We start from the raw sequence: 26,436 nt of genomic DNA on the forward strand, positions 1-26,436 counted from the left end.
GCAAGCGCCAAGCTACAAGCTACAAGCTACAAGCCTTACCGTTTTGACTTGAAGCTCGCAGCTCGCGGCTGCTGTTAAAGCACATAAACGAAGATGAACAAGCCGATCCACACCACATCGACGAAGTGCCAATACCAGCTCGCCGCTTCAAAACCGAACTGATGTTCGTTGTCGAAGTGGCCCTTCATGATGCGCATCAGCATCACGAACAGAATGATCGTGCCGATGGTCACGTGGGCGCCGTGGAAACCGGTGAGCATGAAGAACGTCGCGCCGTAGATGCCCGAGCCGAGGGTCAGCCCCAGTTCGTGGTAGGCGTGGATGTATTCTTCGGCCTGGAAGCCGAGGAACGCGCAACCCAGCAGCACGGTGATCGCCAGCCACAGTTTCAGCGCGCCGCGATGGCCTTTCTTCAGCGCGTGGTGGGCAATGGTGATGGTCACGCTGGAGCTCACCAGCAGGATGGTGTTGATCAGCGGCAGGCCCCAGGGGCTGATGACTTCCTTGGGCGGCGGGAACAGTTTCGGATCCGGCGTGTGCAACAGCGGCCAGGTGAACTGGAAGTTCGGCCAGAGCATATGAGCGATGCCTTTGGTGCCTTCGCCGCCCAGCGCCGGGCCGGAAATGTGCCGCACGTAGAACAGCGCGCCGAAGAAGGCGATGAAGAACATCACCTCGGAGAAGATGAACCAGCTCATGCCCCAGCGGAACGAGCGGTCCAGCTGCGGGCTGTATAACCCCGCGCGGCTTTCCTTGATCACCGTGCCGAACCAGCCGAACAGCATGTACGCCAGCAACAGACCGCCGACGAAAAAGATCAGCGGGCCGTGGGATTCCGGACGCGCTGCCTTCAGATCGTTGAACCAGGTCGCCAGGCCGTACACGGTGACGAACATCCCCACCGTGGCCACGATCGGCCACTTGCTCTGGGCCGGGACGTAATAGTGCTCATGAGTTGCCATTTATTGTTCTCCTTATCGGGCACGCTTAACCGCCAGTGTTTGCAGCCACCGGAGGATGTCGGGCGGTGATATCGAACAGCGTGTAGGACAGCGTCAGGTGCTTCACGTCCTTGGGCATGTCGCGGTCAACGATGAAACGCACCGGCATCTCGATCTGCTGACCGGGCTGCAGCACCTGCTGGGTAAAGCAAAAGCATTCGGTCTTGTGGAAGTACGCGGCCGCATTGCTCGGCGCGATGCTCGGTACGGCTTGAGCGCTCATCGGTTTGTCGGTGGGATTGCGCGCGATGAAGATCATCTCGTTCACCGCGCCGGGGTTGGCCGTCAGCTCGTCATGCTTGGGATAGAAATCCCATGGCATGTCGGCGGTGTTGGTCGACAGAAACTGCACCCGCACTTGCCGCGAGGCATCGACGGTCTGCTCGCCCTCGTACTGCCCGGCGGTCTTGCCGTTGATGCCGAACGCCTTGCACATCACGTCGTAGATCGGCACCAGGGCAAAGCCGAAGACGAACATCGCCACCACCACGCCGAGCAGTCGGGTGACCAGCTTCTTCATCGAGATCGAGTCAGCCATGGTGGCGGCCCTCAACGGCTACAGGGTTCATTTCACTTCCGGCGGTGTGGTGAAGGTGTGATACGGCGCCGGAGACGGCACGCTCCATTCCAGACCTTCGGCGCCATCCCACGGTTTGGCCGGAGCCGGTTCGCCGCCACGGATGGTCTTGATCACGATGAACAGGAAGAAGATCTGCGTGGCGCCAAACATGAACGCGCCGATCGACGAGACCATGTTGAAGTCGGCGAACTGCAGGTTGTAGTCCGGAATCCGTCGGGGCATGCCCGCCAGGCCCACGAAGTGCATCGGGAAGAACGTCAGGTTCATGCCGACGAAGGACAGCCAGAAGTGCAGCTTGCCCAGAGTTTCGTCGTACATGTGGCCGGTCCATTTCGGCAGCCAGTAATAGGCCGACGCGAAAATCCCGAAGATCGCCCCCGGCACCAGCACGTAGTGGAAGTGCGCGACCACGAAGTAGGTGTCCTGGTACTGGAAGTCGGCCGGGGCGATGGCCAGCATCAGCCCGGAGAAACCGCCGATGGAAAACAGGATCACGAACGCCACGGCAAACAGCATCGGCGTCTCGAAGGTCATCGAGCCTTGCCACATGGTGCTGGCCCAGTTGAACACCTTCACCCCGGTTGGCACCGCGATCAGCATCGTCGCGTACATGAAGAACAACTCGCCCACCAGCGGGATGCCCACCACGAACATGTGGTGCGCCCAGACGATGAACGACAGGAACGCGATGCTCGCCGTGGCGTAGACCATCGAGGTGTAGCCGAACAGCGGCTTGCGCGAGAAGGTCGGGATGATCTGGCTGACGGCACCGAAGGCCGGCAGGATCATGATGTACACCTCGGGGTGGCCGAAGAACCAGAACACATGCTGGAACAGCACCGGGTCACCGCCACCGGCGGCACTGAAGAAACTGGTGCCGAAGTGGATGTCCATCAGCATCATCGTCACGCACCCGGCCAGCACCGGCATCACCGCGATCAGCAGGAACGCGGTGATCAGCCAGGTCCAGACGAACAGCGGCATTTTCATCAGGGTCATGCCGGGGGCGCGCAGGTTGAGGATGGTGGCGATCACGTTGATCGCGCCCATGATCGAGCTGATCCCCATCAAGTGAATGGCGAAGATGAAGAACGTCACGCTTTCCGGGGCATAGGTGGTGGACAGCGGCGCGTAGAACGTCCAGCCGAAGTTCGGCCCGCCACCGGGGGTGAAAAGAGTCGAGACCAGCAGCAGGAACGCCGCCGGCAGCAGCCAGAAGCTGAAGTTGTTCATCCGCGGCAGGGCCATGTCCGGCGCGCCGACCATCAACGGGATCATCCAGTTGGCGAGGCCGACGAACGCTGGCATCACCGCCCCGAATACCATCACCAGACCATGCATGGTGGTCATCTGGTTGAAGAATTCCGGCTGGACGATCTGCAGGCCGGGCTGGAACAGCTCGGCGCGGATCACCATGGCGAACGAGCCGCCGAGCAGGAACATGCAGAACGCAAACCACAGGTACAGCGTGCCGATGTCCTTGTGGTTGGTGGTCAGCACCCAGCGCATCAGGCCTTTGGCGGGGCCGTGGGCGTGGTCGTGCTCGGCATGACCGTGGTCATCGATGACAGCGCTCATGGCCGGTCTCCTTCAAGTGAGTGGACTGGGCAGGCCGGGACGCAGGGCCCCGACCGGTTCACGAAGTACGCAATAGACCGGCTCATTTGCTTTCCGCCTGTTTCAGCTCCAGCACTTCTTTTGGCGTGACCATGTCGCCCTTGTTGTTGCCCCAGGCGTTACGTTCGTAGGTCACGACCGCTGCGATATCGACTTCCGACAGCTGCTTGCCGAACGCCGCCATGGCGGTGCCGGGCTTGCCGTGGAAGACAATGCTCAGGTGCGCGTCTTTCGGGCCGGTGGCGATTTTCGAGCCCTTGAGTGCCGGGAACATCGGTGGCAGGCCCTGGCCTTCGGCCTGGTGACAGGCGACGCAGGTGGTGTGGTAGATCTTGTCGCCACGTTCCTTGAGTTCGTCGAGGGTCCATTCCTTGCTGGTCAGCTCCTTGAGCTGCAACGCTTCGGCCTTGCGCTCGGCGAGCCATTTTTCGTAGTCGGCCTTCTCCTTGACGTCGACCACGATCGGCATGAAGCCGTGATCCTTGCCGCACAGTTCGGCGCACTGGCCGCGATAGAGGCCGGGCTTGTCGATGCGGGTCCAGGCTTCGTTGACGAACCCGGGGATCGCATCACGCTTGACCGCGAAGGCCGGCACCCACCAGGAGTGGATCACGTCGGCGGAGGTCACGAGAAAGCGCACCTTGGCCCCGGTCGGCAGCACCAGCGGCTTGTCGACCTCGAGCAGGTAGTGCTCGCCCTTGGCCTCCTTGTTGTGGATCTGCTCGGCGGGCGTGGCCAGGTTGCTGAAGAACTCGACGTCCTGGCCCAGGTATTTGTAGTGCCACTTCCACTGATAACCGGTGATCTGGATATCGATATCCGGCTCACTGGTGTCGTACATCTTGATCAGGGTCGCGGTCGCCGGAACGGCCATCGCCACTAGGATCAGCAGCGGGACGACGGTCCAGAGAATTTCGACGGTGGTGCTTTCGTGGAATTTTGCGGCGACCTGCCCGGTAGAACGGCGGTGCACCATCATCGACCAGAACATGGCGCCGAAGACGATGATCCCGATCACCACACAGATCCAGAAAATGGTCATGTGCAGGTCGAATACTGCGTGACTGATTTCAGTCGCTCCAGGCGCCATATTCACAGTCCAGGCAGCGTGCACCGGGCTGAAAATCGACCACAACAGGAGGCCCATCCAGACGTGTGGATGTCGCATCATTGCGGGTTCCCCTTATCGTTCTTGTTATCCCGCCGGCTTTCACCAGAGGCAAGGGAGCGGCTGCATCAGACTACGAACTTGAATCGCCGGGCCTTGCTGCGTGGGCAGTCGGGCGTCATCAGCTAACTCCATTCAATGGCGAGTATAGACAGCCACCGAGAAATGCAATGTGAGGACGTAAATCGAATGAAACAGCTGACGCTTGCGTTCCAGGGCACGAATGGAGAAGGATGCAGACGAGTGGTGGCAAACCGATATAACGCCGGTGCATCAAGGATGAAATAATTATGACAAATGCGTCTTAGCATTTTTCGTAAGCCAGCTAAGTTATGTCTTCCCTATTTCATTGCCTTGTTTCCTGGAGTTTTCATGAACACCGCCGCATTGCGCGAGCAAATACACATAGCCCGACAACACGAGATTGAAACCGGAAAGCTGACCCGTCAGCTGGAAGCTCAAATGCAACACCTGCACCCGGCGATCCAGTTGCCGGAAACCGACGCCAATGGCGTGCTGACGCGTTTTGTCGCCGCCTACATCGATGAAGTGCCAGACCTGCTGGATGCAGCCAATGAAGTCGCCAGGGAAGCGGGAATCGAATCGCAGATCAAACCGGTGCTGAAAATCGCCGAGCAGTACTTCCTCCAGCCACCCGTGGGCCTGGACAGTCTGCTGGACGAAGCCTATCTGGCGCACCGTTTTGTCGAAGAGGTCAACGACCTGTACATCAAGCATTTCGGCCAGCCACTGATCCCCTTGGACATGACGGTCGCCAATCTGATTGCTCACCAGTTGATCGGTGAGGAATTTGCCAACCAACTCGACGAAGTGGTGCACCACGCGGTGGACAGCATGCTCGACGACGACAGCTTTGCGCTGGAGTCGGTGGAAGCCTACCGCGAGAAACTCAGCAGCCCGGACACCGGTGCGGCATGGAAACGCTGGCCGTGCATGAGCCGGCGTCTGGGCGTGGGCCTGGAGCTGGATCAGCCTGCGGCTTGATCTCGGCGCAAACGATTGGGGGAACAGATTGCTCTGTTCCCCCAAGTGTTTTCAGCCCGCCGCTCCGATCCCGGTGGTGGTGCGGATCCGCCCCTCGAGCCGTCGCTTCAACCCGCGAGACTCGATCAACAGTTTCGCCCCCTTGGCCGCATTCGCCCGGCCCCACTCTTCGAGCAGTTCCAGACACGAATGGTCGATGTAGCTCAGGTTATTGAGCGGCACATGCACCGTCGTGCCCGGCGGAATGCTGCCCAGTACCTGAGTCAGCGCCGGCACCTTGAGGAACGTCGCGGCGCCCACCAGACGCAACTCCATTTCCCCTTCCTGCGGCAGATCGATCAGGCTGATTTTCAGGCGCGAGGCCTTGAACGCCAGTTTCAACAACGTCAGGCCGAAACCGATCAATACGCCCGTCAACAGGTCGGTGAAGATGATCGCCAGCGCCGTGGCGGCGTAGGTGAACATCGGCATCCGGCCATAACGCCCCAGACCACGAAACGCCTTGAGATCCACCAGTTTGAAACCGGTGTAGACCAGAACGCCCGCCAGACTCGCCACCGGAATGCTCTGCAACACGCTCGACAGCAACAGCACGAACGCCAGCAGCCACAGGCCATGGAAAATCGTCGAGTAGCGTGTGGTGGCGCCGGCCTGGACGTTGGCCGAACTGCGTACGATCACCCCGGTCATCGGCAGCGCGCCGACCAGACCACAGAGCATGTTGCCGACGCCTTGCGCCGACAGCTCACGGTCGAAATCCGAACGCGGGCCGCTGTGCATGCGATCCACCGCGGCGGCGGACAGCAGGGTTTCGGCGCTGGCGATGAAGGCGACGGCGAACGCGGCGATCAGCAGCGTCGGGTCGGCCAGGCTGAGCAGATCCGCCGGTGTCAGCCAGTCGATGGCTTCGGCCAGATTCGCCGGCACTTCAACCCGCTTCACTTGCAGCGCCAGCAGCAGGCTGGCGCCTGTCGCCAGTCCGACTCCGAGCAGCGCGCCCGGAATGAAACGCAGCGAATGCGGGCGGAATTTTTCCCACAGCCACATCACCGCGATGGTCGACAGCCCGAGCAGCCCGGCCTGCCAGCCAAAGGACGGCAAGGCCTGCGCCACCGCGCCGGGGAAAGCCGTGAGGTTGTCGAGACCGGAGGGTTTCGGTGAAGCGTCAAGCATCACATGCACCTGTGACAGCACGATCAGCACACCGATACCGGCAAGCATGCCGTACACCACCGCTGGCGCCGTGACCCGGAACCAGCAACCGAGCTTCAGGCGTCCCGCTACCAGTTGCAGGAAACCGGCGAGCAGCAGGATCGGCCCGAGCATTTCGATGCCGTGCTGGCGCACCAGCTCGAACACCAGCACCGCCAGACCCGCCGCCGGCCCGCTGACCTGCAACGGCGACCCCGCCAGCCAGCCCACCACCAGACCGCCGATGATCCCGGTGATCAGGCCTTTGGCCGGCGGCAGCCCTGACGCAATGGCAATGCCCATGCACAGCGGCAACGCGACCAGAAACACAACCACCGAAGCTAGCAGCTCCCGTGGCAACACAGCTTTCAATTGAGCCGCACGCATGGCGATACTCCCGAAGTTTTCTTCAGGCGTGGCAAGGCCTGGCCGCTGAAACAGCGGCCGGCGTCAAACCACACGGATTTTTAGGAGGATTTAGAAGCGCGCTTTGGGCGTCGCCACCGGAATCGGATGGCTGCCGTCGAGCGGCAGGAAGCAACCCTGATCCGCGTCGTAAGCTTTGATTTCGCTGGTTTCGATGTTGTAGACCCAGCCATGGATGAACAGATGACCGTTCGCCATGCGTGAGGCTACCGAAGGATGGGTACGCAAGTGCTGCAGTTGGGCGATGACGTTTTCCTCGGTGAGGATCGGCATGCTTTCTTTTTCGTCGGCGCAGTTGCAGTTGTCATGCACCATGGTTTTCGCGACTTCGGCGTGGCGCAGCCAGGCTTTGACCGTCGGCATCTTTTCCAGGCTGTCCGGATTGAGTACCGCACGCATGGCGCCGCAGTCGGAGTGGCCGCAAATGATGATGTGCTGCACGCCAAGTGCCAGAACCGCATATTCGATGGCGGTGGAAACGCCGCCGTTCATCTGGCCGTAGGGTGGTACGACGTTGCCGACGTTACGGGTCACGAACAGATCGCCGGGCGAACTCTGGGTGATCAGTTCAGGAACGATGCGCGAGTCGGCGCAGGTGATGAACATGGCCCGTGGCGATTGGGCCGTGGCGAGTTTCTTGAAGAGTTCTTCCTGCTGTGGGAAGACCTCATGATGAAAATGCAAAAAGCCGTCAACGATACGATTCAACGCTGCATCGGCGGATTCCGCCACAGGGGCGGCTTGCGCCGACGCAGCCAACGGCTGTTTATCCTTGTCACTCATGATTCATCCTCATTGGCGGATTCGGGGAGTCGTTCCCGTGTATTCCGGTGTGAAGCCAGTGGCTGTTTAGAACATCCGGGTCATCCCGACCCGTCAGTCACTCGATGAACAAGGTAACTGCCGAAACTTAACTCAAACTGAATCAAGCGCTCTAGAACGTGTGTTCCAGGTCACAAAAAACGTGACCGGCGTAAACCGGGCCAAGCATTCCTTCCTCTCAACCAAGGGCCAATTGTCGCTAAATCAGCGCCATCTGGCGACCCGGCGGACAGAAGGCCGTGCAGTCGAGGTTGAAGCCTTCGCGGTGATTGAGCCCAAGACGTTTCAATGCTTTGGCGAAGCGCTGGGCGAGCAGGTCGGCAAACGGCCCTTCACCGCGCATCCGGGCACCGAAACGGCTGTCGTACAGCTCGCCGCCACGACTCTGGCGGATCAGGCTCAGCACATGCGCCGCACGTTGCGGGTAGTGCGCCTCGAGCCATTCCTCGAACAGCGGCGCCACCTCCAGCGGCAGGCGCAGCATCATGTACGCAGCGCTCTGGGCGCCGGCCGCGTGGGCCTCGGTCAGCAGGCTTTCGATTTCGCTGTCGTTGATCATCGGAATCATCGGCGAGCACAGCACGCCCACTGGAATCCCCGCCTCGCGCATCACCCGGATCGCCCGCAACCGGGCCTTGGGCGCAGCGGCGCGGGGTTCGAGGATGCGTTTGAGTTCGTCGTCCAGGGTGGTCAGGCTGATCATCACCGCCACCAGCCGCTGTTGTGCCAGTTCGGTGAGCAGGTCGAGGTCGCGCAGGATCAGCGAGCCCTTGGTAACGATCGTCACCGGATGCCGGTAGCGCAGCAGCACTTCGAGGGTCTGGCGGGTGATCCGGTGTTCGCGTTCGATCGGCTGATAGGGATCGGTGTTGGAGCCGAGGTTGATCGGCGCACATTGATAGCCTTTTTTCCCCAGCTGTTCTTCCAGCACCTGGGCGGCGTTGGTTTTGGCGATCAGTTTGGTTTCGAAATCCAGCCCCGGCGACATGTCCCAATAGGCGTGGCTGGGCCGTGCATAGCAATAAATGCAGCCATGCTCGCAGCCGCGATAGGGATTGATCGAGCGGTCGAAGGGCAGGTCCGGCGAGGTGTTGCGGGTGATGATGGTCTTCGCGGTTTCGAAGCTGACTTCGGTGCCCTGAGTCAGTGGCACTTCCTGATACCAGCCATCATCTTCGGCCACCGAACGACTCGGCGCGAAGCGGTTGTGCGGGTTGGTCGCGGTGCCGCGACCGCGCGGGGGCAAGGGGCTGGTCATCACGGGTGTCCTTGGTCTGTACATGCATACAGTATCCGCAAGGTGGCGGAGGATCCACTACCGTTCAGCCGTCCATCAATAAATCGCGCAGTTAGTTGTAAGTTTGTTTAGAGCTAAAGTTGTAGTTGTGCAAATTGAAGAAACATAAGTTGGCTGTTCGTTCACTGTTCAAGTTCGTAGTATCCACTCCGCTTCACACCACTTGACTATATAAAAGACAAAAGGATTTGATGATGTCGTTTTTTAATTCGCGCGGTATTTTTCTGCAACTGATGCAACCCGGCCCATCGGAACCCAATACACTGGTTTCCATGCAACTGGCGCGTAAGGAACTGGGCTGGGATGCCGAGGCCGGCGTACAGACCGAAATGCTGGTTGATCCGATTTTTGTCACCGCGACCTCCCGGGATGGCGGCCATACCTTCAGCATCGGCCGTCTGGAGCACGATGTGGATCGTGACGGTGAAATCGGTGAGCAGGATCGAGCCAAACTGGTTGCCCTGGCCAAAGCCTATGCCAGTATTACCAATCCGTAACAGCCATTAAATAAATAACCCCCGCATGATTAATCATGCAGGGGTTATTGCGCTTATTTGTGGCTTGTTACTTGGCCAAGATCACCGGCTGATGTTGTAGTCATATCGTCGGTGCGTAACTTGGCAATCTCTTTCGCGGTGACAGGGGATGCCTTGTTACCCCAACTTCCACGAATAAAACTCACGACATCCGCCACTTCCTGATCCGACAGACGCCAGGCGAAGCCAGGCATGGTGAACGTCGACGGCGCCGTGTGCGTCGCAGGCAGCGTGCCGCCCTTGAGCACGATGTGGATCAGCGAAGTCGGGTCGTCCGATTGCAACACCGGATTACCTGCCAACGCTGGGAACACCCGGGTGTAGCCATGGCCGTCGGTGCGGTGGCAGGCGGCGCAGTTGTCGATGTACACCGACGCGCCACGCTGACTGTCGTCACCATTCCACAAGGCCTTGGCGGCTTTTTCGTCGTACTGGTGCGGCTGGTCGGCAGGATCATTGGCCGGCAGCGATTTCAGGTAACGGGCAATCGCGGTCAGGTCGGCGTCGGTCATGTACTGCATGCTGTGGGTGACCACGTCGCTCATGCCGCCGAACACCGCGCTGCGGTCGCTGCGACCGGTCTTGAGAAACTGCACCAGTTGCTCTTCGCTCCAACTGCCGAGACCGTCCTTGTGGTCGCCGCGCAAACTTTTGGCGATCCAGCCTTCCAGCGGCGCACTGCCTGACAGAAAACTGCTGCCTTCGGCCGCGCTCAGGGATTTTTCCTGCATGGTCAGGGCCCGTGGCGTATGGCACGCGCCGCAATGTCCGAGGCCTTCCACCAGATACGCCCCACGGCTGACGACGGCGTCGTCCGACGCGGCTTTGTAATCCTCGACCTTCGGCGCGAACAGCCAGCGCCAGCCCATCAGCGGCCAGCGCATGCTCAATGGCCACGGGATATCGCTGGCCTTGTTCTCTTGCGCCACCGGTTCCACGCCGTGCATGAAGTAGGCGTAAAGCGCCTGCATGTCGGGTTCGCTGACACGGGCGTAGGACGGGTACGGCATCGCCGGGTACAAGGTACTGCCGTTTTTGGCCACGCCATGCCGCACGGCCTGGTCGAAATCCTCGAAACTGTAGTCACCGACGCCGGTTTTATCCGAGGTGATGTTGGTCGAGTAGATCGTGCCGATCGGGGTTTCCATCGGCAGGCCACCGGCGAACGGCTTGCCATCCTTGGCCGTGTGGCAGGCCACGCAGTCGCCGGCACGGGCGAGGTATTCGCCTTGTTTGATCAAGGATTGATCAACTTCGGCGCCATGAACGGCAGTGCAGCCGAGCAGCGCGAGGGTCGCGATAACGAGAGTCTTCATGGTCATCGCTCCTTAAGCCTGAACCAGCGGGCCGGGGTTTTTCAGGTATTGCTCGCGGATCGCTTTCGCCGACCAGTAGGTCAGCGCGGCAACCAGGCCGGTGGGGTTGTAGCCCAGCCCTTGCGGAAACGCCGAGGCACCCGGAACGAATACGTTGTGCACGTCCCAGCTCTGCAGGTAACGGTTCAGCGCGCTGGTCTTCGGATCGGTGCCCATGATCGCGCCACCGTTGAGGTGGGTGGTCTGGTACGACGCAGTGTTGAAGTGGTCGCCGACTTTCTTGCCGATCACGGCGATGGCTTTCGGGCCCATGGCCTCGGCGATCTTGCCCATTTTCTCGACCATGAAGCGGTTCATCTTGATGTCGTTTTCCTGCCAGTCGAACGTCATCCGCAGCAGCGGCATGCCGTAGGCATCGCGGTACACCGGATCCAGATCGAGGTAGTTGCCACGGTAGGACTGATGTGCGCCGTGGGCGTCCATCGACACCTGGTGGGTGTAGTAATCGGCGGTCGCGCGTTTCCACGCACTGCCCCAGGCCGGGGTGCCCGGCGGGTTGGAGGTGCCGGCGATCGGTCGGCTGCCGGCCTGGTTGACCCACATCGGCGAGCCACCGACGAAACCGTGAGGCCCGTGGTCGAAGTTGTCGGCGTTGAAGTCATCCACCGCCACACCGTTGCCGCCGGCACCGATGAAGTTGTTGGTGTGGGTGTCCTTGTCGAAGAACGCCTTGATGGTGGCCATGTTCTGGTAGGCGAAGTTGCGCCCGACCACGCCTTCACCGCTGACCGGGTCGTACGGTTTGCCGATGCCGGAGAGCAGCATCAGGCGCACGTTGTGCAACTGGAACGCGCCGAGGATTACCAGATCCGCCGGTTGCTCGATCTCGCGGCCCTGGCCGTCGACGTAGGTGACGCCGGTGGCTTTGGTTTTCGTACTGTCGAGGTTGACCCGCAGAACGTGGGCGTTAGGCCGCAGTTCGAAATTCGGCAGCGGCTTCAGCGCCGGCAGAATGTTCACGTTCGGCGAGGCCTTGGAATACATGTAGCAGACGTAACCGCTGCAGAAACCGCAGAAGTTGCACGGGCCCATCTGCGCGCCGTAAGGGTTGGTGTACGGCCCCGACGTATTTGCCGAAGGCAGGTTGTAGGGTTTGTAACCCACCTCCGTAGCCGCTTTACCGAACAGCTGTGCGGAAACCGTGTTCTTCTGCGCTTCCAGCGGGAACGGGTTCGAGCGATCCGGTGCGTACGGGTTGCCGCCCTTGCCCTGGCCGACCAGTTGGCCTTTCACGGTCCAGGCCTGGCCGGAGGTGCCGAAGACTTTTTCGGCGAAATCGAAGAACGGCTCCAGCTCTTCATAGCTGACGCCGAAGTCCTGGATGGTCATGTCCTTGGGGATGAAGCTTTTGCCGTAGCGCTCTTCGTAGTGGCTGCGCATGCGCAACTCGATCGGGTCGACCCGAAAGTGCACGCCCGACCAGTGCAGCCCGGCGCCGCCCACGCCATTGCCGGGCAGGAACGCGCCCAACTGGCGATTCGGCAGGGCGATGTCGTTGATGCTGTGGCGGATGGTGACGGTTTCCTTGGAAACGTCCTGGAAGAGTTTTTTCCGCACGCTGTAGGTGAGTTCGTCGATCACCTGAGGATAGTTGCCGTCCGGGTAAGTGTCCTGCATCGGCCCGCGCTCCAGCGCCAGCACGTTCAGTCCGGCCTCGGTCAGCTCCTTGGCCATGATCGCGCCTGTCCAGCCGAAACCGACGATCACTGCGTCGACCTTCTTCATTACCGTTGCCATGCTCACGCCCTCTCGCCGCGAATCGAAACTGCCGGGAAGGGGTACTGCTCGTTGCGTTCCACCCAATCCATGAAATCGGCGCGGGCGCCCGGGAAGCCGATCATGGTCCAGCCGACCATGCCTTTATTGCCGCCGTGGATCGGGTCGCAGAAGAACCCTTCCTTGGTGTTTTGCAGCAGCAGACTGAAGAAAATCTTCGCCGGAACCGCGTCGAATTGCGGTTTTCCAGCTTCAAGCTGCTTGAGCAGATCGTCTCGGGTAGCGCTGTCTTGCTCGGCAAATGTTTTACCGTTGATGGATTTTGCCCACTGATCCGTGGCGGCGATGCCGAGGCGATAGATCTCTTTCGGGACCAGTTTGCTCTGCCAGCCCATCTCCGGCGCGGCGTCGGCATTGAACGGGCCCTGCATGTACCAAAGGGCACCGGCGGCGTAGGGGGTGTTCATCTGACGGTCGATGTATTCCGGCACGCCAGCTTCGAGTGCACCTGGACCCTGCGCATCGTTGGGGATCAACTGCGCGACGGCGGCATTGATGAATGCCCACTCTTCTGCGGTGAAGTAGCTCGGCTGATAGGTGCTCGCTTCAACGGCGGCCGTTTTCGCCTGGGACGTGGCAGGCGCGCTTTCAGGCGCGGCTTGCAGCACCGTGCTGCCGAGACCGCTGCCAGCGAGGGTGACGACCGGAATCAGGGTCAGGGATTTGCGCAAAAACTCACGCCGCGGGTTGTCTCGATCTTCATCAGACATGGGGATGCACCTCATCAGGCATTGATGGTTGTCAGCCGTTTCTGCGAACGGCTCAAGAATTTTCTGGCTGCGACGTGGCCGGAATGACCGGTAGAAGGGGACGCGTCTGCAACATGATGTGACAAATGGTAGCAGGCTAAGCAACCGGATGAACCGATTCAGCCAAAAAAACAGCGCTTTTCGATCAAGGGAACCGCGGTATTCACGATTCTTTTACAAGCGCCTCACGGGGATTTGACCGCGAAGCTCGCAAGCTGCGGCCTTCACTGACGAAACCCACACGGTCGCCGTAAAGCATGTTCCTGACGCGTTTTTCCTCCGCTTTCTGTTTATCGCTGCTGGCCCTGTTCAGTTGGAGTCCAGCTCAGGCCGCGCAAACCCCGGCTTCCCGTCCCGTCGAGTGGGCGCAACCGGTAGAGGTGCAATACAACCTGTTCCAGATGTCGCCCACGCTGTATCGCAGCGCGCTCCCCGACGACGGCGCGGTACCGTTGCTGAACAACCTGAAAGTGGCCACGGTCATCAACTTTTTGCCGGAAGCGGATTCCAACTGGCTGAAAGCCCCCGGTATCCATCAGGTGCAACTGCCCTATCGCACCAATCACGTGGACGACAGTGATGTGCTCAAGACCCTGCGTGCCATTCAGTCCGCCGAAGCCGACGGCCCGGTGCTGATGCACTGCAAGCACGGCTCCGATCGCACCGGCCTGATGGCGGCGATGTACCGGATCGTCGTGCAGGGCTGGAGCAAGGAAGACGCGCTGAACGAAATGACTCAAGGCGGCTTTGGTGAGAGTGGGCACTTCCGGGACAGCGTGCGTTACGTGATGCAGGTCGATGTCGACAAGTTGCGCACCGCGCTGGCCAATGGCGATTGCAGTACCAGCGCGTTTGCTACGTGCTCGATGAAGAGCTGGTTTCAGACGGTCAATCTGAAGTAACCCTTCCGGCCTCCTCATTAACGAGGCCGGCGACTGGCCGGCCGATGAACGCTTCAACCGCATCCAGGAGCGGACGCCCCGCACCCGGTGTAAAGAACGTTGCGCGAAACTCACGACCGGTCTGCGCGTTGAACACCCAGTCGCGGCTGAAGCGCTTGAATGCTTCCTGGGCCAGCATGTTCGACCAGACATAGGCGTAAACCGAAGCGTCGTACTGGGTCACCATGTAATCGAAACCATTGGCGAACCGGTGATCGTCCGGTAATTGCAGATGAGTCAGAGTGCGCTGCACATCGTTGCAAACCTCTTCGACCGAGCGTCCATCGCCGTGGGTCAAGTGCAGTTCGAAGTCAATCATCGCCCCCATCAGCAACAAGGCCTGTTGCCGGCTGGAATGGGCCTGACTGGCTGACAGAGCCGCGTCGACCCGTGCGGCGCTCAAGCGCTCGCCGGTCTGAAAATGGGCACCGAGCCACAGCACAAACTCGCGCGACTGACACCATTGCTCAAACAATTGCCCGGAAAACTCTGCCGCTTCATGCCCCAATTGCAGGATGCCGGACAGCGTGTAATGGGGCGAACGCGTCAACACGTGCTGGAGGCAATGGCCAAATTCATGAAACAGCACCCGCAGATCGTCGATTTCGAGCCGGCACGGATGGGTGTCGGTGGCCGGTGTGAAATTGCTGTAGAGCAGCGCAATCGGCAGCGCCGGGCGACCTTCGGCGTTGATCCGGCGATTGCGCAGTGTGGTGGTGCCGGGAAAGTCCACCGCCTTGTCGCGGTGAAACGGGTCGAGGTAGATGTAGCCGATGACCTGTTCATGCTCGCTGATTTCCAGCAGGCGCACATCGTCATGCCACTGCCCGCCGCCGGACTGCTCGACGATGCGGATCCCGAACATCCGTTCACAGAACAGAAAGAGCCTGCGCAGGGTGCCCTCGAGTGGGAAGTAATCACGCAGGTTTTCCAGTGCGCCGGGAAACTGCTGCTGGCGCCATTGTTCTGCGAGGAAGTCTTCATCCCACGGCTGGACCCGGTCGATCCCGCATTGCTGCGCAAAGGCCGCCAGTTGTTCTGCATCCTGCGCGAGGGCAGGTGCCAGCTGCGCCGCCTGACGCTGGAGAAAACCACTGACCCACGCCGTCGTCCCGGCGCTGTGTTTGGCCAGACTCAGTTGCGCGGCGTTTTCGTGGCCAAGCAAACGGGCTTTCTGCTGGCGCAAGGCGAGCAGCTTGGCCAGCACCGGGCCGTTATCGAAGCGTCCGGCCAGTGGGCCCCGATCAGAGGCACGGGTCAGGTAGGCCACATAGCATTCCTCCCGCAAGGCGCGGTTTTCGGCGTACTTGAGGATGTGCTGGCAGGTGTTCTGGTCCAGGCGGATCAGCCAGCCGTCATGCCCGGCCTGGCGTGCGGCGCGCGCCAGGCGATCCTTCATCGCCGGCGGCAGGCCCGTAAGCAGTGCCACATCGTCATCACGTTTGCTCCACGCCTCGGCCCAGCGCTCGAGGTTGTCCAGAAATACGAATTCCAACCCACCGATCTCGCGGTTCAACCGCGCCAGCTCCTGCTGCTGTTCAGTGGGAAGCTCAATGCCCGACTGCTTGAATCGGCGCAGAATTCGCGACAGTGCGATGTTGCGCGACTCATCGAAACTGCCGGCGATCGAGCTCTGCGCCAAACGCTGATAGGTCTTGTACAACCGGCGATTGCGGGATTTTTCAGAGCGATACTGATTGATCGCCAGATGCGCCTTGGCGCTTTCAACGAGCCAGACCGCATCGTCGGATCTGACCATCGACAACGTTTCGAGAATCGAGCGGAATTCACTGAGGCGGGCATCGGCTTCGTCGATGCTCAGCACCAGATCATCCCAGCCGGGATGTTCGGACTGACTGGCGATCACTTGGGCGATGATGTGTCGATTGTCGGCAATGATGCGGTTGACTGCCGGCACGAGATGCTCGGCGCGAATCGCTGGCCAGGGTGGCAGCGTCCAATGTTGCAGGAGGGGATTGGTGTCGGGCATGGCAGCTTCCTTCGAGGCGTGGCGCAAAGGGGCCAGCCTACGAAGCAAGTGCGGGGGACAGGTGTTAAGCCAATACCACCTTCCACCGCCGAATCGGGGAAGGTGGTTGAGGATCAGTGCTGCTCGTCAGGCTTTTTCTTCAGCTTCGGATTCGGGAAGAACTGCACCGCCTGAACCGTTTTGTCCGGTGCAGGCTTGAGCGCGCTGGTGTTGACCCGCGTGCCCAGCTCTTTCGGCACCGACAGCCCCTGGGCATTGAGCGTGTCGCTGTAACCGCACGCCACGCATTCACGGTGCGGGACATCGTCCTCGCTCCACATCATCAGTTTGTCCGGCTCGCTGCACGCCGGGCAGACCGCCCCGGCGATAAAGCGTTTTTTGGTCTTCACGGGTGCCTCACTCATGCTGCCGCGTCCTCACTCAGGCCGCTGTGGCGCAAGAGTGCGTCAATCGACGGCTCACGGCCACGGAAGTCGACGAACAGCACCATCGGCGCCTGCGAACCACCGCGGGCCAGGATCGCTTCGCGGAAGGCGCGACCGGTGTCGGCATTCAGCACGCCGTCTTCTTCGAACTTGGAGAAGGCATCCGCCGACAGCACTTCCGCCCACTTGTAGCTGTAGTAACCCGCCGCGTAACCGCCGGCGAAGATGTGGGCGAAGCTGTTCGGGAAGCGGTTGTAGGCCGGCGGACGCATCACCGAGACTTCGTCGCGCACGCCTTCCAGAACCTGCGCGACGCTGCGGCCGTCACCGTGGGTGGCGTGCAGTTCGAAGTCGAACAGCGAGAACTCCAGTTGGCGCACCATCATCAGGCCGGACTGGAAGTTCTTCGCCGCGAGCATTTTTTCCAGCAGATCCTGCGGCAGCGGCTCGCCGGTTTCGTAGTGGCCGGAGATCAGCGCGAGACCTTCCGGCTCCCAGCACCAGTTCTCCATGAACTGGCTTGGCAGCTCGACCGCGTCCCACGCCACGCCGTTGATGCCGGACACGCCGGCATGCTCGACTCGGGTCAGCAGGTGATGCAGGCCGTGGCCGAATTCGTGGAACAGGGTAGTCACTTCATCGTGGGTCAGCAGCGCAGGCTTGCCGCTGTCGGCCGGGGTGAAGTTGCACACCAGATTGGCCACTGGGCTTTGCAGCACGCCGTCGACGGTGCGGCGACGGTCGCGGGCGCCGTCCATCCACGCGCCGCCACGCTTGTTGGCGCGGGCATAGAGGTCGAAGAAGAAGCGGCCGACGTGCTGGCCGTTTTCCTTGATCTCGAACAGGCGTACATCCGGGTGCCAGGTGTCGAAGCCTTTCAGTTCGGCGATTTCGATGCCGTACAGACGTTGAACGATGGCGAACAGACCGCCCAGCACTTTGTCGATCGGGAAGTAGGCGCGCAGGGTTTCCTGAGCCACGCTGTAGCGTTGTTCACGGAGTTTTTCACCGTAGAAACCGCTGTCCCAGCTTTGCAGATCGGCGCAGCCCTGCTCGGCGGCGTAAGCCTTGAGCTGTTGCAGATCCTGGGCGGCAAACGGTTTGCTGCGCTTGGCCAGATCGCGCAGGAAGCTCAGGACCTGATCGCTGGATTCGGCCATTTTGGTGGCCAGGCTCAGTTCGGAGAAGCTGGAGAAACCGAGCAGCTTCGCCAGTTCCTGACGCAGGTCGAGGATTTCATCCATGACCGGGCCGTTGTCGTTCTGGCCGGCGTTCGGGCCTTGATCCGACGCACGGGTGCAGTAGGCGGCGTAGACTTCTTCGCGCAGCGCACGGTCCTGGGCGTAGGTCATCACCGCGTAGTAGCTCGGGAATTCCAGGGTGATCAGCCAGCCGTCGAGGCCTTTGGCCTGGGCGGCAGCAGCCATTTGCGCCTTGGCCGAATCGGTCAGGCCGGCGAGGGCGGCTTCATCGGTCAGGTGCTTGGTCCAGGCCTGGGTGGCGTCGAGCAACTGATTGGAAAAGCGGCTGCCCAGCTCGGACAGCTTGCTCTGCACTTCGGCGTAGCGTTTCTGTTCGGCTTCCGGCAGGTCGATACCCGACAGGCGGAAATCGCGCAGGGCATGTTCCAGAATGGTTTTCTGCGCCACGTCGAAGCCGGCGGCTTCCGGGCTGTTGGCCAGGGCCTCATAGGCCTGGAACAGCTCGCGGTTCTGGCCCATCTCGGTGGAGTAGGCGCTCAATGCCGGCAGGCACGACTCGTAGGCTTCGCGCAGTTCGGCGCTGTTGCACACGGCATTGAGGTGGCTGACCGGACTCCACGCGGCGCCCAGGCGATCATTGAGTTCGTCCATCGCCAGCACCAGCCCGGCCCAGGTCGGGTTCTGGCCCTGGGTCTTGAGGATTTCGGCGATGGCGGCGCGGTTGTCGGCCAGGATGGTTTCGATGGCAGGCTGCACGTGTTCGGCACGGATCGCGGAGAACGGCGGCAGGTCGTAGGACTGCAGAAGAGGGTTGTTCACGCTCACGGTTGGCACCTTGGCTGGAAGAAACATGCGCCCATCTTAATTACAATCGACACCCACCGCAGCTATCGGCGACAGAGAGAGAACTAATCGTGTCCCTTCGCAAGTACCAGAATCACACCCCACGCTTGAACCCAGGCGCTTTTGTCGACGGCTCGGCGGTGGTGATCGGCGACGTCGAAATCGGCGAAGACAGCTCCGTGTGGCCGCTGACCGTGATCCGCGGCGACATGCACCGCATCCGCATCGGCGCGCGCACCAGCGTGCAGGATGGCTGCGTGTTGCACATCACCCACGCCGGCCCGTTCAACCCGGACGGCTTCCCGCTGCTGATCGGCGATGACGTGACCATCGCCCACAAGGTCATGCTGCACGGCTGCACCGTCGGCAGCCGCGTATTGATCGGCATGGGCAGCATCGTCATGGACGGCGCGGTGGTCGAGGACGACGTGATCATCGGCGCCGGCAGCCTGGTGCCGCCGGGCAAGCGCCTGGAAAGCGGATTTCTGTACGTGGGCAGTCCGGTGAAACAGGTTCGCCCGCTGACCGACAAGGAAAACGCCTTTTTCACCTACAGCGCGGCGAACTACGTGAAGCTCAAGGACCTGCATCTGGCTGAAGGCTACGACCAGCTCTGACTTTTCTCTCTACCGCCCGGGATTTTTCATGCATTACCAGACCGTACTGTTCGACCTCGATGGCACCCTCACCGATCCGCGCGAGGGCATCACCCGTTCCATCCAGTTCGCCTTGAGCAAACTCGGCATCGATGAGCCGGACCTGACCAAGCTGGAACACTTCATCGGCCCGCCGCTGTTGCAGGCGTTCATGCAGTTTTATGGTTTTGATGAAGCGAAGGCGTGGGAGGCGGTGAATTTCTATCGCGAGCGCTTCAAGGTCACCGGCCTCTACGAGAATCGGGTGTTCGAAGGCGTCACGCCGTTGCTGGAAACTCTGAGCGGCCAAGGCCGGCAGCTGTATATCGCGACGTCGAAGCCGTGGGTGTTCGCCCGGGAAATCGCCCGGCACTTCGATTTCGCCAGACACTTCAAGGTGATCTACGGTAGCGAACTGGACGGCACCCGCACCAACAAGGTCGAGCTGATTGCTCACCTGATCGCCGAGGAAGGGCTGGATCCGGCCAATACGCTGATGATCGGTGACCGCAAGCACGACCTGATTGGTGCTCGTAGCAACGGTCTGGATGCGGCGGCTGTTGGTTATGGGTTTGGCAGTTTTGAAGAGTTGAATGCCGAGGCGCCGGCTTATCACTTCGAGACTTTGGATCAGTTGCATCAGGCATTTTTGCAGCGCTGATCAGATAGCCTTCGCGAGCAAGCCCGCTCTCACATTGGTTTTGTGTTGAACACAGACTTAATGTGTGAGCGGGCTTGCTCGCGAACAGGACCTTTCAGCCACTCAGACTTTCGAATCTACCAACGCTTTCAGCGCCGCTTTGCGCTCAGTCACTGGCAACTCACCCAACCTCTCCACCTGCGCATAAAACCTCAGCCAATCCCCACCGACCTGCCTGAACAACGCCGCAAACGCCGGCACCCACTGGTCATACAGCCCGAACGGCAACAGCCGCGCGTTGTTCAACGGCGCATTGACCCAGGCGTCATAGCGTTTGTCGCCGGCCCACTGGCTATCGCGCATTGTTCGGTAGTCGTGTCGAAACCGTTCGAACTCCGCCGCCTTGCGCTCGCGCATCTGCGCTGCCGCCAATGGTTGTGCATAAAGCTTTTCAAGACGTGAGCGGGTATCGAGGATCAACTGAATGAATTGGTCCCGTTGCTTGAGCTTCGAGTCATTTTCCGGGGGCAAGCCGCGAAACGCTCGCCACTGCCGCGTACCTTCCTGCTCGACGAAGGTCGCGAAGGACTCGTTGAACTCGGTGTCGTCCTTCACATAGAAACGCTGGTGAGCCAGTTCATGGAAGATCAGCGTTGCCAGACGCTCGTCGCCCCAGCCCATCATCGAATTGAGGATCGGGTCATTGAACCAGCCCAGGGTCGAGTAAGCCTCGACGCCGCCGATCGACACGTCCATGCCTTGCAGGCGCTGAATCGCGGCTTCGCCCCGCGCCGCGCTCTGGCTGTAATAGCCGCGATAGGCCACGCAACCGGCAATCGGGAAGCAATGGTTCTGCGGGCTCAGGGAAAACTCCGGGGTGGCGAACACATTCCACACGACAAACGGCCGACCGATGTCGGCATAGAGGCGATAGCTTTGGTTGTCCGGCAGATGCAGGTGTTCGCTGGCAAAAGCCCGGGCTTTCTGGGACTGGGCCAGGTGAGTGCGCAGTTTGGCGTCGCGAGCCGGGTCGGCGATCACCTTGGCCACCGGCTCCCGCGCCCGCAAAAGCTGCAGCTGACCGCTGGCCAGCTGGCTGTAATAGCTCAGGCTTGAGCAACCGTTGAGCAACAAAATCATCACACCCGGAAACAAAATCCGCAAAACGCGATCAAGTAACCCATGGCTTGGAAGCGGCCTGATCAAAATAAGAAATCCCCCGGAAAGTCTGCCCAAGACTATCCCGCCCATTGGAGCTCCGCTATGCGCATGTTGATACTGACAGGAAGCGTGCTGACGCTGGCCGGTTGTGCCGGATTCGGAATGCCGAACCCTGACCCCTCGCAAGCCTGGATCGATCTGGATGCCCGGCAACAGGACACGGCGCTGCAGGCGCTGGAAGTCGACGACAAGGCTGCCGTCGATCATCGTTACTTCGAAGTGCAGCCCGGCAGCCATGAGCTGAGGGTGCGTTATCAATTTCCGGTCGAGGCGACCAACATCGGCCCGGATGCCGAGCCGCTTTGGCGTGATTGTCAGTTGAACGTGAAATTCAAGGATTTCAACGCCGGCCAGCGTTATCAGTTGCAGGCGGGAAGCATCGGTTTCCGCCCGTGGGCCAAACTCTACGATCAACAACGCAACGTGGTGGGCCAGGGCACGCCGGCGGGCTGTCAGCGAACCTGATCGGCGTTATGCTGGATGTCCGAACTCACGGACATCCATCATGCGTACGATGATGCTGTTGCTCGCCGTCAGCCTGCTCGCCGGTTGCCAGACACCGTTGCCCCCCGTCGATCCGAACATGGCCTGGGTCGAGTTCTCGACGCCGTCCCCGGGCGGTAAGTTGCTGATGGCTGAGCGTCTCGACAATAAGCGACTGACTGACGGGCGTTTCTTTCAGGTTACGCCCGGCAGCCATGAGTTGCGGGTGCGCTTCGACTTTGAAGTGTTCGGCGGAGGCGGCAGCCTGATGACCGGCCCGGTGGAGCGGCTGTGCTACCTGACCATCCGCTACGATCATTTCGAAGCAGGGCAGCGTTACAGGCTGGAAGGCCGTTCTCTGGCGTTTACCCCGAGTGCGCGCCTGTACAACGACAAGCGGGAAATCGTCGCCGAAGACCGCGAGGTCAACTGCATCATCTGAGGCGTATCAGCGGTCGTTCTTCTGATAGATGATGGCTTTGGTGCCGTTGTCGCAGGTGCCGACGATCATGGCGATGTCGTGTTTTTCCGCCTCCTCTTTGGAAACTATCTCCAGGGTATAGGAGGGCACGGCATTCGCCTGAATCTTGATTTCGATCTCTTGCTTGAGTTCTTCGCAATCTTTGGGCGCTGCGAAGGCCGACGTTGCCAGCACGCCACAGATAACCGCCAAGGCAAAACGTTTCATGGTTGAAGCTCCATCGAAGCAGCGCGCACGAAGATGCGCGAAAGCTGCTGTCATTTATTCGACCACACTTTTGCCTGGCGGGTTCTGATCCGGCTCAAGGCAGTCAGCTGACCAGAGATGCGTCGAGACTGATCTTCGCATTCAGCACCTTCGACACCGGGCAACCTTCCTTGGCCTTGTTGCTCAGCTCTTCGAACTGCGCCTGGGTCGCTCCCGGAATTTTTGCCTTGAGGATCAGTTTCACTGCGGTGATTGCAAAGCCGCCGTCCACCTGATCCAGCGTGACCTCGGCCTGGGTGTCGATGCTGTCGGCCTTGAGCCCGGCGTCACCGAGAATCATCGAGAACGCCATGGAGAAACAGCCCGCATGGGCGGCGCCGATCAGTTCTTCCGGATTGGTGCCCTTGCCGCCTTCGAAGCGGGCCTTGAAGCCGTAGGGCGCTTCACGCAGGACGCCGGTTTCGGTGGAAATCGAGCCGATGCCGGTTTTCAGGTCACCTTCCCAATGCGCGGATGCCTTCTTCACGATAGCCATGTGTGCCTCCTTCAAATCGGGCGCGAAATGCCGCGCCGTCGTGGTTTTTGCCTGCAAGGCTTCTGAGGATAGACGTCGGAACAAAGTTCAGCCCAAGTGAATCGTTGACTTTTTTAGTAGGAAATTTCGGATCGGCTATTGAAACTCGGGTATATGCCCTTATTGCACAGAACACGCTTATGAATTGGGCAGGTTTGCGTTCGCCAAGAACAAACCTGCGCCCTCAATCGGAGATGCAGGTTTATGAAGCAACTGTCCGACGTAAAATTTTCCACCCTCGATCTGGTGCCGGTGCGCGAGAACGGCAGTCCGGCCCAGTCGCTGCGCAACTCGCTGGACCTGGCGCAGCATGTCGAGAAATTCGGCTACACGCGGTTCTGGGTCGCTGAGCACCACAACATGGACGGCATCGCCAGTTCCGCCACCTCGGTGTTGCTGGGTTATCTGGCCGGTGGCACGTCGACCATCCGGGTCGGCTCTGGCGGCGTGATGCTGCCCAACCACGCACCACTGGTGATCGCCGAGCAGTTCGGCACCCTCGAAAGCCTGTATCCGGGACGTATCGACCTCGGCCTGGGCCGTGCGCCGGGTTCCGATCAGATGACCGCCCGTGCCTTGCGTCGTGAGCGTTCCGGCAGTGCTGATGATTTCCCCGAAGACGTGGCTGAGCTGGCGCGCTTTCTTGGTCCGCGCACGCCGGATCAGCGGGTGATCGCGATGCCGGGCACCGGCACCAACGTGCCGATCTGGCTGCTCGGCTCGAGTCTGTTCAGTGCGCAACTGGCCGGTGAGCGCGGTTTGCCTTACGCCTTCGCCTCGCATTTCGCGCCGCGTTTCATGCACGAGGCGATTCGCGTCTACCGCAATCACTTCAAGCCATCGGCGGTGCTCGATAAACCGTATGTGATGCTCGGCGTGCCGCTGGTGGCAGCCGACACCGATGAACAGGCCGACTACCTGGCGACCTCCGTGTACCAACGAATCCTCGCGCTGATGCGTGGGCAAAGTCTGGTGCAGCGCCCACCGGTGAAAACCATGGACGGCCTGTGGCTGCCCCACGAGCGTGAGGCCGTGGGTGATTTCCTCGGTCTGGCGATGGTCGGCAGCCCGCAGAAAATCCGCGCGAAACTCGAAGTGCTGATCGAACAGACCCAGGCTGATGAGCTGATCTTCACCTGCGACCTGTACGAGCACGCCGATCGCCTGCATTCCTACGAACTGCTGGCGCAGGTGATGAAGGGCTGAGCCCGATAGCCGCGCACAAAAAAGCCGACGCATAGCGTCGGCTTTTGTTTTTCCGGCGTGATCAGCCGCGGGTGTAGACGATCTCTTTGGCGCCGCCTTCGCAGGTGCCGACGACTTTGCCGCCACTGGCCGCACCCTTGTCGACAATCTCCAGCGAATACCCGGAAACGCCCTTGGCATCCAGCTTGGCCGCGATTTCAGCCTTCAGTTCTTCACAGGGCTTGCCGGCAGCAAACGCACCACCCGCAAGGCTCAACAAACCTACTGCCAATATCAACTTCTTCATCGGTCGCACTCCCTGGTCGGATTAATTAAGGCGGGCATCGAGCCGTTCGCTCGATGCACTCACCTCGTAGCGCATTGCCATTCCTATGGCACTCGGCCAGCGCGCAAGTTCAGAAGCGTAGACCAAACTCAGCTGCTGGCTATCCGGAACCCGACTTTCAGGGTCACTTGAAAGTGGGCAGCCTTGCCATCCTTGATGTGGCCGCGGGTTTCGGTCACTTCAAACCATTCCAGATGCTTGATGCTCTTGTTGGCCTCGGCCAACGCATTGTTGATGGCGTCTTCGATGCTGCTGGTGGACGAACCGACCAGCTCGACTTTCTTGTAGGTGTGATGGTCACTCATGGTGTTCTCCTTGAAGTGTGCAATTGAGCCTAGCAGCGATTTGCCGTGTTGATTTCGGCGATCCGGACAAGAGGAAGTTCAGATTTTCTGCACTTTCCAGAAACGCTGAAGTCCCAACCAACACACGCCACTCATCACCAATGCAGGAGAGCCACCATGGCCAACACCTCGTTACGCAAAGCCTCGTTGCAAAGCATGGAAGCGGAGATCGAGAGTCTGCTCAAGTCGTTGGAAAGCCTGAAGGACGACGCTTCTGACGAGTCGCGCAAGACCCTCAAGGCGCTCAAGAGCAACGCTGAAAGCGCGCTGAAACATTCGCGCAGCCTGCTCAGCGATGCCTACGAAGAAGTCAAAGTCAAAACCCGCGAGACCGGGATCGCCACCCGCGATTACGCGCAGGAACACCCGTGGACGACTGCCGGTGTGGCGGTCGGTGCGCTGGGTCTGCTGGCCGCTTACTTGCTGTTCAAGCGCGGCGAGTGATCCGTCTGGCGCAGCTCGTTCCTGAGCCACTGCGCCAATTGCCGGGCGCGTCCGTCCGCGGCGCGCTTGGGTAGCCACAACGCCAGTTGCGCCGGGGTTTCACTGAAACCCCATGGCGCGACCAGGCGTCCGGCCTTCAAGTCTTCGGTCACCAGCGGTTCCGGTGCGATTGCCACGCCCAACCCGGCGACGGCCGCTTCCAGCAAGTAATACAAATGTTCGAAACCTTGCCCCAGTTTTAACGCCTTGGCGTCGAAGCCGCTTTGCTGCGCCCAGCTCGGCCAGGCTTGCGGGCGTGAAGTCGTGTGCAGCAAGGGCTCGTCCAGCAGGGCGATGGGCGGTGCCGATTGCAGGCGCTGGTAGCCGCTGAACAGCGGGCTCATGACCGGGCCGATGCGCTCGCTGGCCAGCTCGTAGACTTGCATGTCTGCCGGCCATGGCGGTTCGGCGAACAGCAGCAATGCATCCAGTCCCGGACGGCGCGGGTCGAGATCGCCTTCGCCGGCTGACAGGTGCAGACGTAAATCCGGCAGATCCGCATTCAAGCGTCCCAATCGCGGAATGAACCAGCGCGCCAGCAGGCTGCCGGAGCAACCGAGCACGAACGGCGCATCGGCGGTGCTTTGGGTCAGTTCGGCGCAGACGCTGCGCAAGCGGTCGAACGCCTCGCCGCTGGCATCGCGCAGGCGGATGCCGGCATCTGTGAGTTTCAGGCCACGACCGTCCTTGACGAAAAGACTGACGCCGAGATGCTCTTCCAGCACCTTGAGCTGGCGGCTGACCGCACCGTGGGTGACGTGCAGTTGCTCTGCAGCCTGGCTGACACTGTTCAGGCGGGCGGTGGCTTCGAAGGCGCGCAGGGCGTTCAGCGGGGGAAGGTCATGGCTCATGATATCTGTGAGTTTTCCTGACAGGTTGTGGCGATCTTATC

The 26,436-nt window shown here is 60.6% G+C and carries 28 protein-coding genes; 9 read left to right on the forward strand and 19 right to left on the reverse strand.

Features of this window, described 5'->3' with window-relative positions; all coding sequences use genetic code 11:
• Window positions 1-74: 74 nt before the first annotated feature.
• The 4 genes from ACEN93_RS17305 to coxB form a co-directional block, all read right to left on the reverse strand.
• Entirely contained in the window at window positions 75-962 is an 888-nt protein-coding gene (locus ACEN93_RS17305; RefSeq protein WP_011331798.1) for a cytochrome c oxidase subunit 3, read from the reverse strand.
• A gap of 25 nt (window positions 963-987) precedes the next feature.
• Window positions 988-1,539, reverse strand: a complete 552-nt coding sequence (locus tag ACEN93_RS17310; RefSeq protein WP_011331799.1) for a cytochrome c oxidase assembly protein — start codon at window positions 1,537-1,539, stop codon at window positions 988-990.
• 27 nt (window positions 1,540-1,566) lie between these two features.
• A complete protein-coding gene (gene ctaD, locus ACEN93_RS17315) occupies window positions 1,567-3,159 on the reverse strand; it encodes a cytochrome c oxidase subunit I (protein ID WP_039764837.1) in 1,593 nt (530 codons plus the stop codon).
• Window positions 3,160-3,241: 82 nt separating this feature from the next.
• Window positions 3,242-4,369 carry a cytochrome c oxidase subunit II gene (gene coxB / locus ACEN93_RS17320; RefSeq protein ID WP_039764835.1) on the reverse strand — a complete coding sequence of 376 codons (1,128 nt, stop codon included), beginning with the start codon at window positions 4,367-4,369 and terminating at the stop codon, window positions 3,242-3,244.
• Window positions 4,370-4,738: 369 nt separating this feature from the next.
• On the opposite strand from coxB, the gene ACEN93_RS17325 reads away from it, so the two are divergent.
• A complete protein-coding gene (locus ACEN93_RS17325) occupies window positions 4,739-5,371 on the forward strand; it encodes a hypothetical protein (RefSeq protein ID WP_039764833.1) in 633 nt (210 codons plus the stop codon).
• 51 nt (window positions 5,372-5,422) lie between these two features.
• Here ACEN93_RS17325 and ACEN93_RS17330 read toward each other — a convergent pair whose 3' ends face one another.
• From ACEN93_RS17330 to ACEN93_RS17340, 3 genes are all read right to left on the reverse strand, one after another.
• Window positions 5,423-6,949 (reverse strand): SulP family inorganic anion transporter, encoded by a 1,527-nt coding sequence (locus ACEN93_RS17330; RefSeq protein WP_103385833.1) that lies wholly within the window; start codon window positions 6,947-6,949, stop codon window positions 5,423-5,425.
• Window positions 6,950-7,039: 90 nt separating this feature from the next.
• Window positions 7,040-7,771 carry a carbonic anhydrase gene (locus ACEN93_RS17335; RefSeq protein ID WP_039764830.1) on the reverse strand — a complete coding sequence of 244 codons (732 nt, stop codon included), beginning with the start codon at window positions 7,769-7,771 and terminating at the stop codon, window positions 7,040-7,042.
• Between the two features lie 238 nt (window positions 7,772-8,009).
• Window positions 8,010-9,068: a PA0069 family radical SAM protein gene (locus ACEN93_RS17340; RefSeq protein ID WP_039764828.1), complete on the reverse strand. Its 1,059-nt coding sequence runs from the start codon at window positions 9,066-9,068 to the stop codon at window positions 8,010-8,012.
• Window positions 9,069-9,301: 233 nt separating this feature from the next.
• Here ACEN93_RS17340 and ACEN93_RS17345 point away from each other — a divergent pair, with 233 nt between their 5' ends.
• On the forward strand, window positions 9,302-9,604 hold the full coding sequence (locus tag ACEN93_RS17345; RefSeq protein WP_007953977.1) for a hypothetical protein: 303 nt from the start codon (window positions 9,302-9,304) through the stop codon (window positions 9,602-9,604).
• Window positions 9,605-9,657: 53 nt separating this feature from the next.
• On the opposite strand, the gene ACEN93_RS17350 is transcribed toward ACEN93_RS17345, so the two are convergent.
• From ACEN93_RS17350 to ACEN93_RS17360, 3 genes are read right to left on the reverse strand one after another with little or no spacing between them, the layout of a single operon-like run.
• Window positions 9,658-10,959, reverse strand: coding sequence for a c-type cytochrome (locus ACEN93_RS17350; RefSeq protein WP_495610306.1), 1,302 nt, complete (start codon window positions 10,957-10,959; stop codon window positions 9,658-9,660).
• A gap of 12 nt (window positions 10,960-10,971) precedes the next feature.
• Entirely contained in the window at window positions 10,972-12,756 is a 1,785-nt protein-coding gene (locus tag ACEN93_RS17355) for a GMC family oxidoreductase (protein ID WP_103385835.1), read from the reverse strand.
• Between the two features lie 2 nt (window positions 12,757-12,758).
• Entirely contained in the window at window positions 12,759-13,505 is a 747-nt protein-coding gene (locus ACEN93_RS17360) for a gluconate 2-dehydrogenase subunit 3 family protein (protein ID WP_103385836.1), read from the reverse strand.
• A gap of 296 nt (window positions 13,506-13,801) precedes the next feature.
• Between ACEN93_RS17360 and ACEN93_RS17365 the strand changes: the two genes are divergently transcribed.
• On the forward strand, window positions 13,802-14,446 hold the full coding sequence (locus ACEN93_RS17365) for a phosphatase domain-containing protein (protein WP_495610307.1): 645 nt from the start codon (window positions 13,802-13,804) through the stop codon (window positions 14,444-14,446).
• Here ACEN93_RS17365 and ACEN93_RS17370 read toward each other — a convergent pair.
• The 3 genes from ACEN93_RS17370 to prlC form a co-directional block, all read right to left on the reverse strand.
• Complete coding sequence (locus ACEN93_RS17370; protein ID WP_495610308.1) at window positions 14,433-16,475, reverse strand: M3 family metallopeptidase; 2,043 nt, start codon at window positions 16,473-16,475, stop codon at window positions 14,433-14,435. The genes ACEN93_RS17365 and ACEN93_RS17370 overlap by 14 nt on opposite strands.
• Before the next feature lie 113 nt (window positions 16,476-16,588).
• Complete coding sequence (locus tag ACEN93_RS17375) at window positions 16,589-16,879, reverse strand: YheV family putative zinc ribbon protein (protein ID WP_007953955.1); 291 nt, start codon at window positions 16,877-16,879, stop codon at window positions 16,589-16,591.
• Window positions 16,876-18,927 (reverse strand): oligopeptidase A, encoded by a 2,052-nt coding sequence (gene prlC, locus ACEN93_RS17380; RefSeq protein WP_495610309.1) that lies wholly within the window; start codon window positions 18,925-18,927, stop codon window positions 16,876-16,878. Before prlC ends, ACEN93_RS17375 begins: the two co-directional genes overlap by 4 nt.
• An 89-nt stretch (window positions 18,928-19,016) precedes the next feature.
• Between prlC and ACEN93_RS17385 the strand changes: the two genes are divergently transcribed.
• Window positions 19,017-19,562 (forward strand): gamma carbonic anhydrase family protein, encoded by a 546-nt coding sequence (locus ACEN93_RS17385; RefSeq protein ID WP_039764816.1) that lies wholly within the window; start codon window positions 19,017-19,019, stop codon window positions 19,560-19,562.
• Window positions 19,563-19,590: 28 nt separating this feature from the next.
• The gene (locus ACEN93_RS17390; protein WP_074689743.1) at window positions 19,591-20,241 is read left to right on the forward strand and encodes an HAD family hydrolase; all 651 of its coding nucleotides are present in this window, start codon (window positions 19,591-19,593) and stop codon (window positions 20,239-20,241) included.
• Between the two features lie 102 nt (window positions 20,242-20,343).
• Here ACEN93_RS17390 and ACEN93_RS17395 read toward each other — a convergent pair whose 3' ends face one another.
• On the reverse strand, window positions 20,344-21,426 hold the full coding sequence (locus ACEN93_RS17395) for an aminopeptidase (protein WP_134334198.1): 1,083 nt from the start codon (window positions 21,424-21,426) through the stop codon (window positions 20,344-20,346).
• A 57-nt stretch (window positions 21,427-21,483) separates the two neighbouring features.
• On the opposite strand from ACEN93_RS17395, the gene ACEN93_RS17400 reads away from it, so the two are divergent.
• Both ACEN93_RS17400 and ACEN93_RS17405 read left to right on the forward strand, forming a co-directional pair.
• The gene (locus tag ACEN93_RS17400; RefSeq protein WP_074689741.1) at window positions 21,484-21,906 is read left to right on the forward strand and encodes a PA0061/PA0062 family lipoprotein; all 423 of its coding nucleotides are present in this window, start codon (window positions 21,484-21,486) and stop codon (window positions 21,904-21,906) included.
• Window positions 21,907-21,946: 40 nt separating this feature from the next.
• Window positions 21,947-22,366, forward strand: a complete 420-nt coding sequence (locus tag ACEN93_RS17405) for a PA0061/PA0062 family lipoprotein (protein WP_074689740.1) — start codon at window positions 21,947-21,949, stop codon at window positions 22,364-22,366.
• A gap of 6 nt (window positions 22,367-22,372) precedes the next feature.
• Here ACEN93_RS17405 and ACEN93_RS17410 read toward each other — a convergent pair whose 3' ends face one another.
• Window positions 22,373-22,612, reverse strand: coding sequence for a DUF1161 domain-containing protein (locus ACEN93_RS17410; RefSeq protein ID WP_007953935.1), 240 nt, complete (start codon window positions 22,610-22,612; stop codon window positions 22,373-22,375).
• 103 nt (window positions 22,613-22,715) lie between these two features.
• Window positions 22,716-23,147 carry an OsmC family protein gene (locus tag ACEN93_RS17415; protein WP_011331817.1) on the reverse strand — a complete coding sequence of 144 codons (432 nt, stop codon included), beginning with the start codon at window positions 23,145-23,147 and terminating at the stop codon, window positions 22,716-22,718.
• A 243-nt stretch (window positions 23,148-23,390) separates the two neighbouring features.
• On the opposite strand from ACEN93_RS17415, the gene ACEN93_RS17420 reads away from it, so the two are divergent.
• Window positions 23,391-24,392 carry an LLM class flavin-dependent oxidoreductase gene (locus tag ACEN93_RS17420; RefSeq protein WP_039764807.1) on the forward strand — a complete coding sequence of 334 codons (1,002 nt, stop codon included), beginning with the start codon at window positions 23,391-23,393 and terminating at the stop codon, window positions 24,390-24,392.
• A 61-nt stretch (window positions 24,393-24,453) separates the two neighbouring features.
• Here ACEN93_RS17420 and ACEN93_RS17425 read toward each other — a convergent pair whose 3' ends face one another.
• Both ACEN93_RS17425 and ACEN93_RS17430 read right to left on the reverse strand, forming a co-directional pair.
• Window positions 24,454-24,678 (reverse strand): DUF1161 domain-containing protein, encoded by a 225-nt coding sequence (locus ACEN93_RS17425; protein WP_039764805.1) that lies wholly within the window; start codon window positions 24,676-24,678, stop codon window positions 24,454-24,456.
• Between the two features lie 128 nt (window positions 24,679-24,806).
• Window positions 24,807-25,022: a dodecin gene (locus tag ACEN93_RS17430; protein ID WP_007953919.1), complete on the reverse strand. Its 216-nt coding sequence runs from the start codon at window positions 25,020-25,022 to the stop codon at window positions 24,807-24,809.
• 156 nt (window positions 25,023-25,178) lie between these two features.
• Here ACEN93_RS17430 and ACEN93_RS17435 point away from each other — a divergent pair, with 156 nt between their 5' ends.
• Complete coding sequence (locus ACEN93_RS17435) at window positions 25,179-25,505, forward strand: ElaB/YgaM/YqjD family protein (protein ID WP_011331820.1); 327 nt, start codon at window positions 25,179-25,181, stop codon at window positions 25,503-25,505.
• Here ACEN93_RS17435 and ACEN93_RS17440 read toward each other — a convergent pair.
• Window positions 25,478-26,395, reverse strand: a complete 918-nt coding sequence (locus tag ACEN93_RS17440; RefSeq protein ID WP_039764803.1) for a LysR family transcriptional regulator — start codon at window positions 26,393-26,395, stop codon at window positions 25,478-25,480. The two genes, ACEN93_RS17435 and ACEN93_RS17440, sit on opposite strands and share 28 nt — an antisense overlap.
• Window positions 26,396-26,436 lie beyond the last annotated feature (41 nt).

This window comes from Pseudomonas sp. Pseusp21, assembly GCF_059492145.1.

Bases quoted from the DNA above. Each gene is read 5' to 3' on its own strand.
- ACEN93_RS17305 (WP_011331798.1), bottom strand. From the start codon at position 962: ATGGCAACTCATGAGCACTATTACGTCCCGGCCCAGAGCAAGTGGCCG.
- ACEN93_RS17310 (WP_011331799.1), bottom strand. From the start codon at position 1,539: ATGGCTGACTCGATCTCGATGAAGAAGCTGGTCACCCGACTGCTCGGC.
- ctaD (WP_039764837.1), bottom strand. From the start codon at position 3,159: ATGAGCGCTGTCATCGATGACCACGGTCATGCCGAGCACGACCACGCC.
- coxB (WP_039764835.1), bottom strand. From the start codon at position 4,369: ATGATGCGACATCCACACGTCTGGATGGGCCTCCTGTTGTGGTCGATT.
- ACEN93_RS17325 (WP_039764833.1), top strand. From the start codon at position 4,739: ATGAACACCGCCGCATTGCGCGAGCAAATACACATAGCCCGACAACAC.
- ACEN93_RS17330 (WP_103385833.1), bottom strand. From the start codon at position 6,949: ATGCGTGCGGCTCAATTGAAAGCTGTGTTGCCACGGGAGCTGCTAGCT.
- ACEN93_RS17335 (WP_039764830.1), bottom strand. From the start codon at position 7,771: ATGAGTGACAAGGATAAACAGCCGTTGGCTGCGTCGGCGCAAGCCGCC.
- ACEN93_RS17340 (WP_039764828.1), bottom strand. From the start codon at position 9,068: ATGACCAGCCCCTTGCCCCCGCGCGGTCGCGGCACCGCGACCAACCCG.
- ACEN93_RS17345 (WP_007953977.1), top strand. From the start codon at position 9,302: ATGTCGTTTTTTAATTCGCGCGGTATTTTTCTGCAACTGATGCAACCC.
- ACEN93_RS17350 (WP_495610306.1), bottom strand. From the start codon at position 10,959: ATGAAGACTCTCGTTATCGCGACCCTCGCGCTGCTCGGCTGCACTGCC.
- ACEN93_RS17355 (WP_103385835.1), bottom strand. From the start codon at position 12,756: ATGGCAACGGTAATGAAGAAGGTCGACGCAGTGATCGTCGGTTTCGGC.
- ACEN93_RS17360 (WP_103385836.1), bottom strand. From the start codon at position 13,505: ATGTCTGATGAAGATCGAGACAACCCGCGGCGTGAGTTTTTGCGCAAA.
- ACEN93_RS17365 (WP_495610307.1), top strand. From the start codon at position 13,802: ATGTTCCTGACGCGTTTTTCCTCCGCTTTCTGTTTATCGCTGCTGGCC.
- ACEN93_RS17370 (WP_495610308.1), bottom strand. From the start codon at position 16,475: ATGCCCGACACCAATCCCCTCCTGCAACATTGGACGCTGCCACCCTGG.
- ACEN93_RS17375 (WP_007953955.1), bottom strand. From the start codon at position 16,879: ATGAGTGAGGCACCCGTGAAGACCAAAAAACGCTTTATCGCCGGGGCG.
- ACEN93_RS17390 (WP_074689743.1), top strand. From the start codon at position 19,591: ATGCATTACCAGACCGTACTGTTCGACCTCGATGGCACCCTCACCGAT.
- ACEN93_RS17400 (WP_074689741.1), top strand. From the start codon at position 21,484: ATGCGCATGTTGATACTGACAGGAAGCGTGCTGACGCTGGCCGGTTGT.
- ACEN93_RS17405 (WP_074689740.1), top strand. From the start codon at position 21,947: ATGCGTACGATGATGCTGTTGCTCGCCGTCAGCCTGCTCGCCGGTTGC.
- ACEN93_RS17410 (WP_007953935.1), bottom strand. From the start codon at position 22,612: ATGAAACGTTTTGCCTTGGCGGTTATCTGTGGCGTGCTGGCAACGTCG.
- ACEN93_RS17415 (WP_011331817.1), bottom strand. From the start codon at position 23,147: ATGGCTATCGTGAAGAAGGCATCCGCGCATTGGGAAGGTGACCTGAAA.
- ACEN93_RS17420 (WP_039764807.1), top strand. From the start codon at position 23,391: ATGAAGCAACTGTCCGACGTAAAATTTTCCACCCTCGATCTGGTGCCG.
- ACEN93_RS17425 (WP_039764805.1), bottom strand. From the start codon at position 24,678: ATGAAGAAGTTGATATTGGCAGTAGGTTTGTTGAGCCTTGCGGGTGGT.
- ACEN93_RS17430 (WP_007953919.1), bottom strand. From the start codon at position 25,022: ATGAGTGACCATCACACCTACAAGAAAGTCGAGCTGGTCGGTTCGTCC.
- ACEN93_RS17435 (WP_011331820.1), top strand. From the start codon at position 25,179: ATGGCCAACACCTCGTTACGCAAAGCCTCGTTGCAAAGCATGGAAGCG.
- ACEN93_RS17440 (WP_039764803.1), bottom strand. From the start codon at position 26,395: ATGAGCCATGACCTTCCCCCGCTGAACGCCCTGCGCGCCTTCGAAGCC.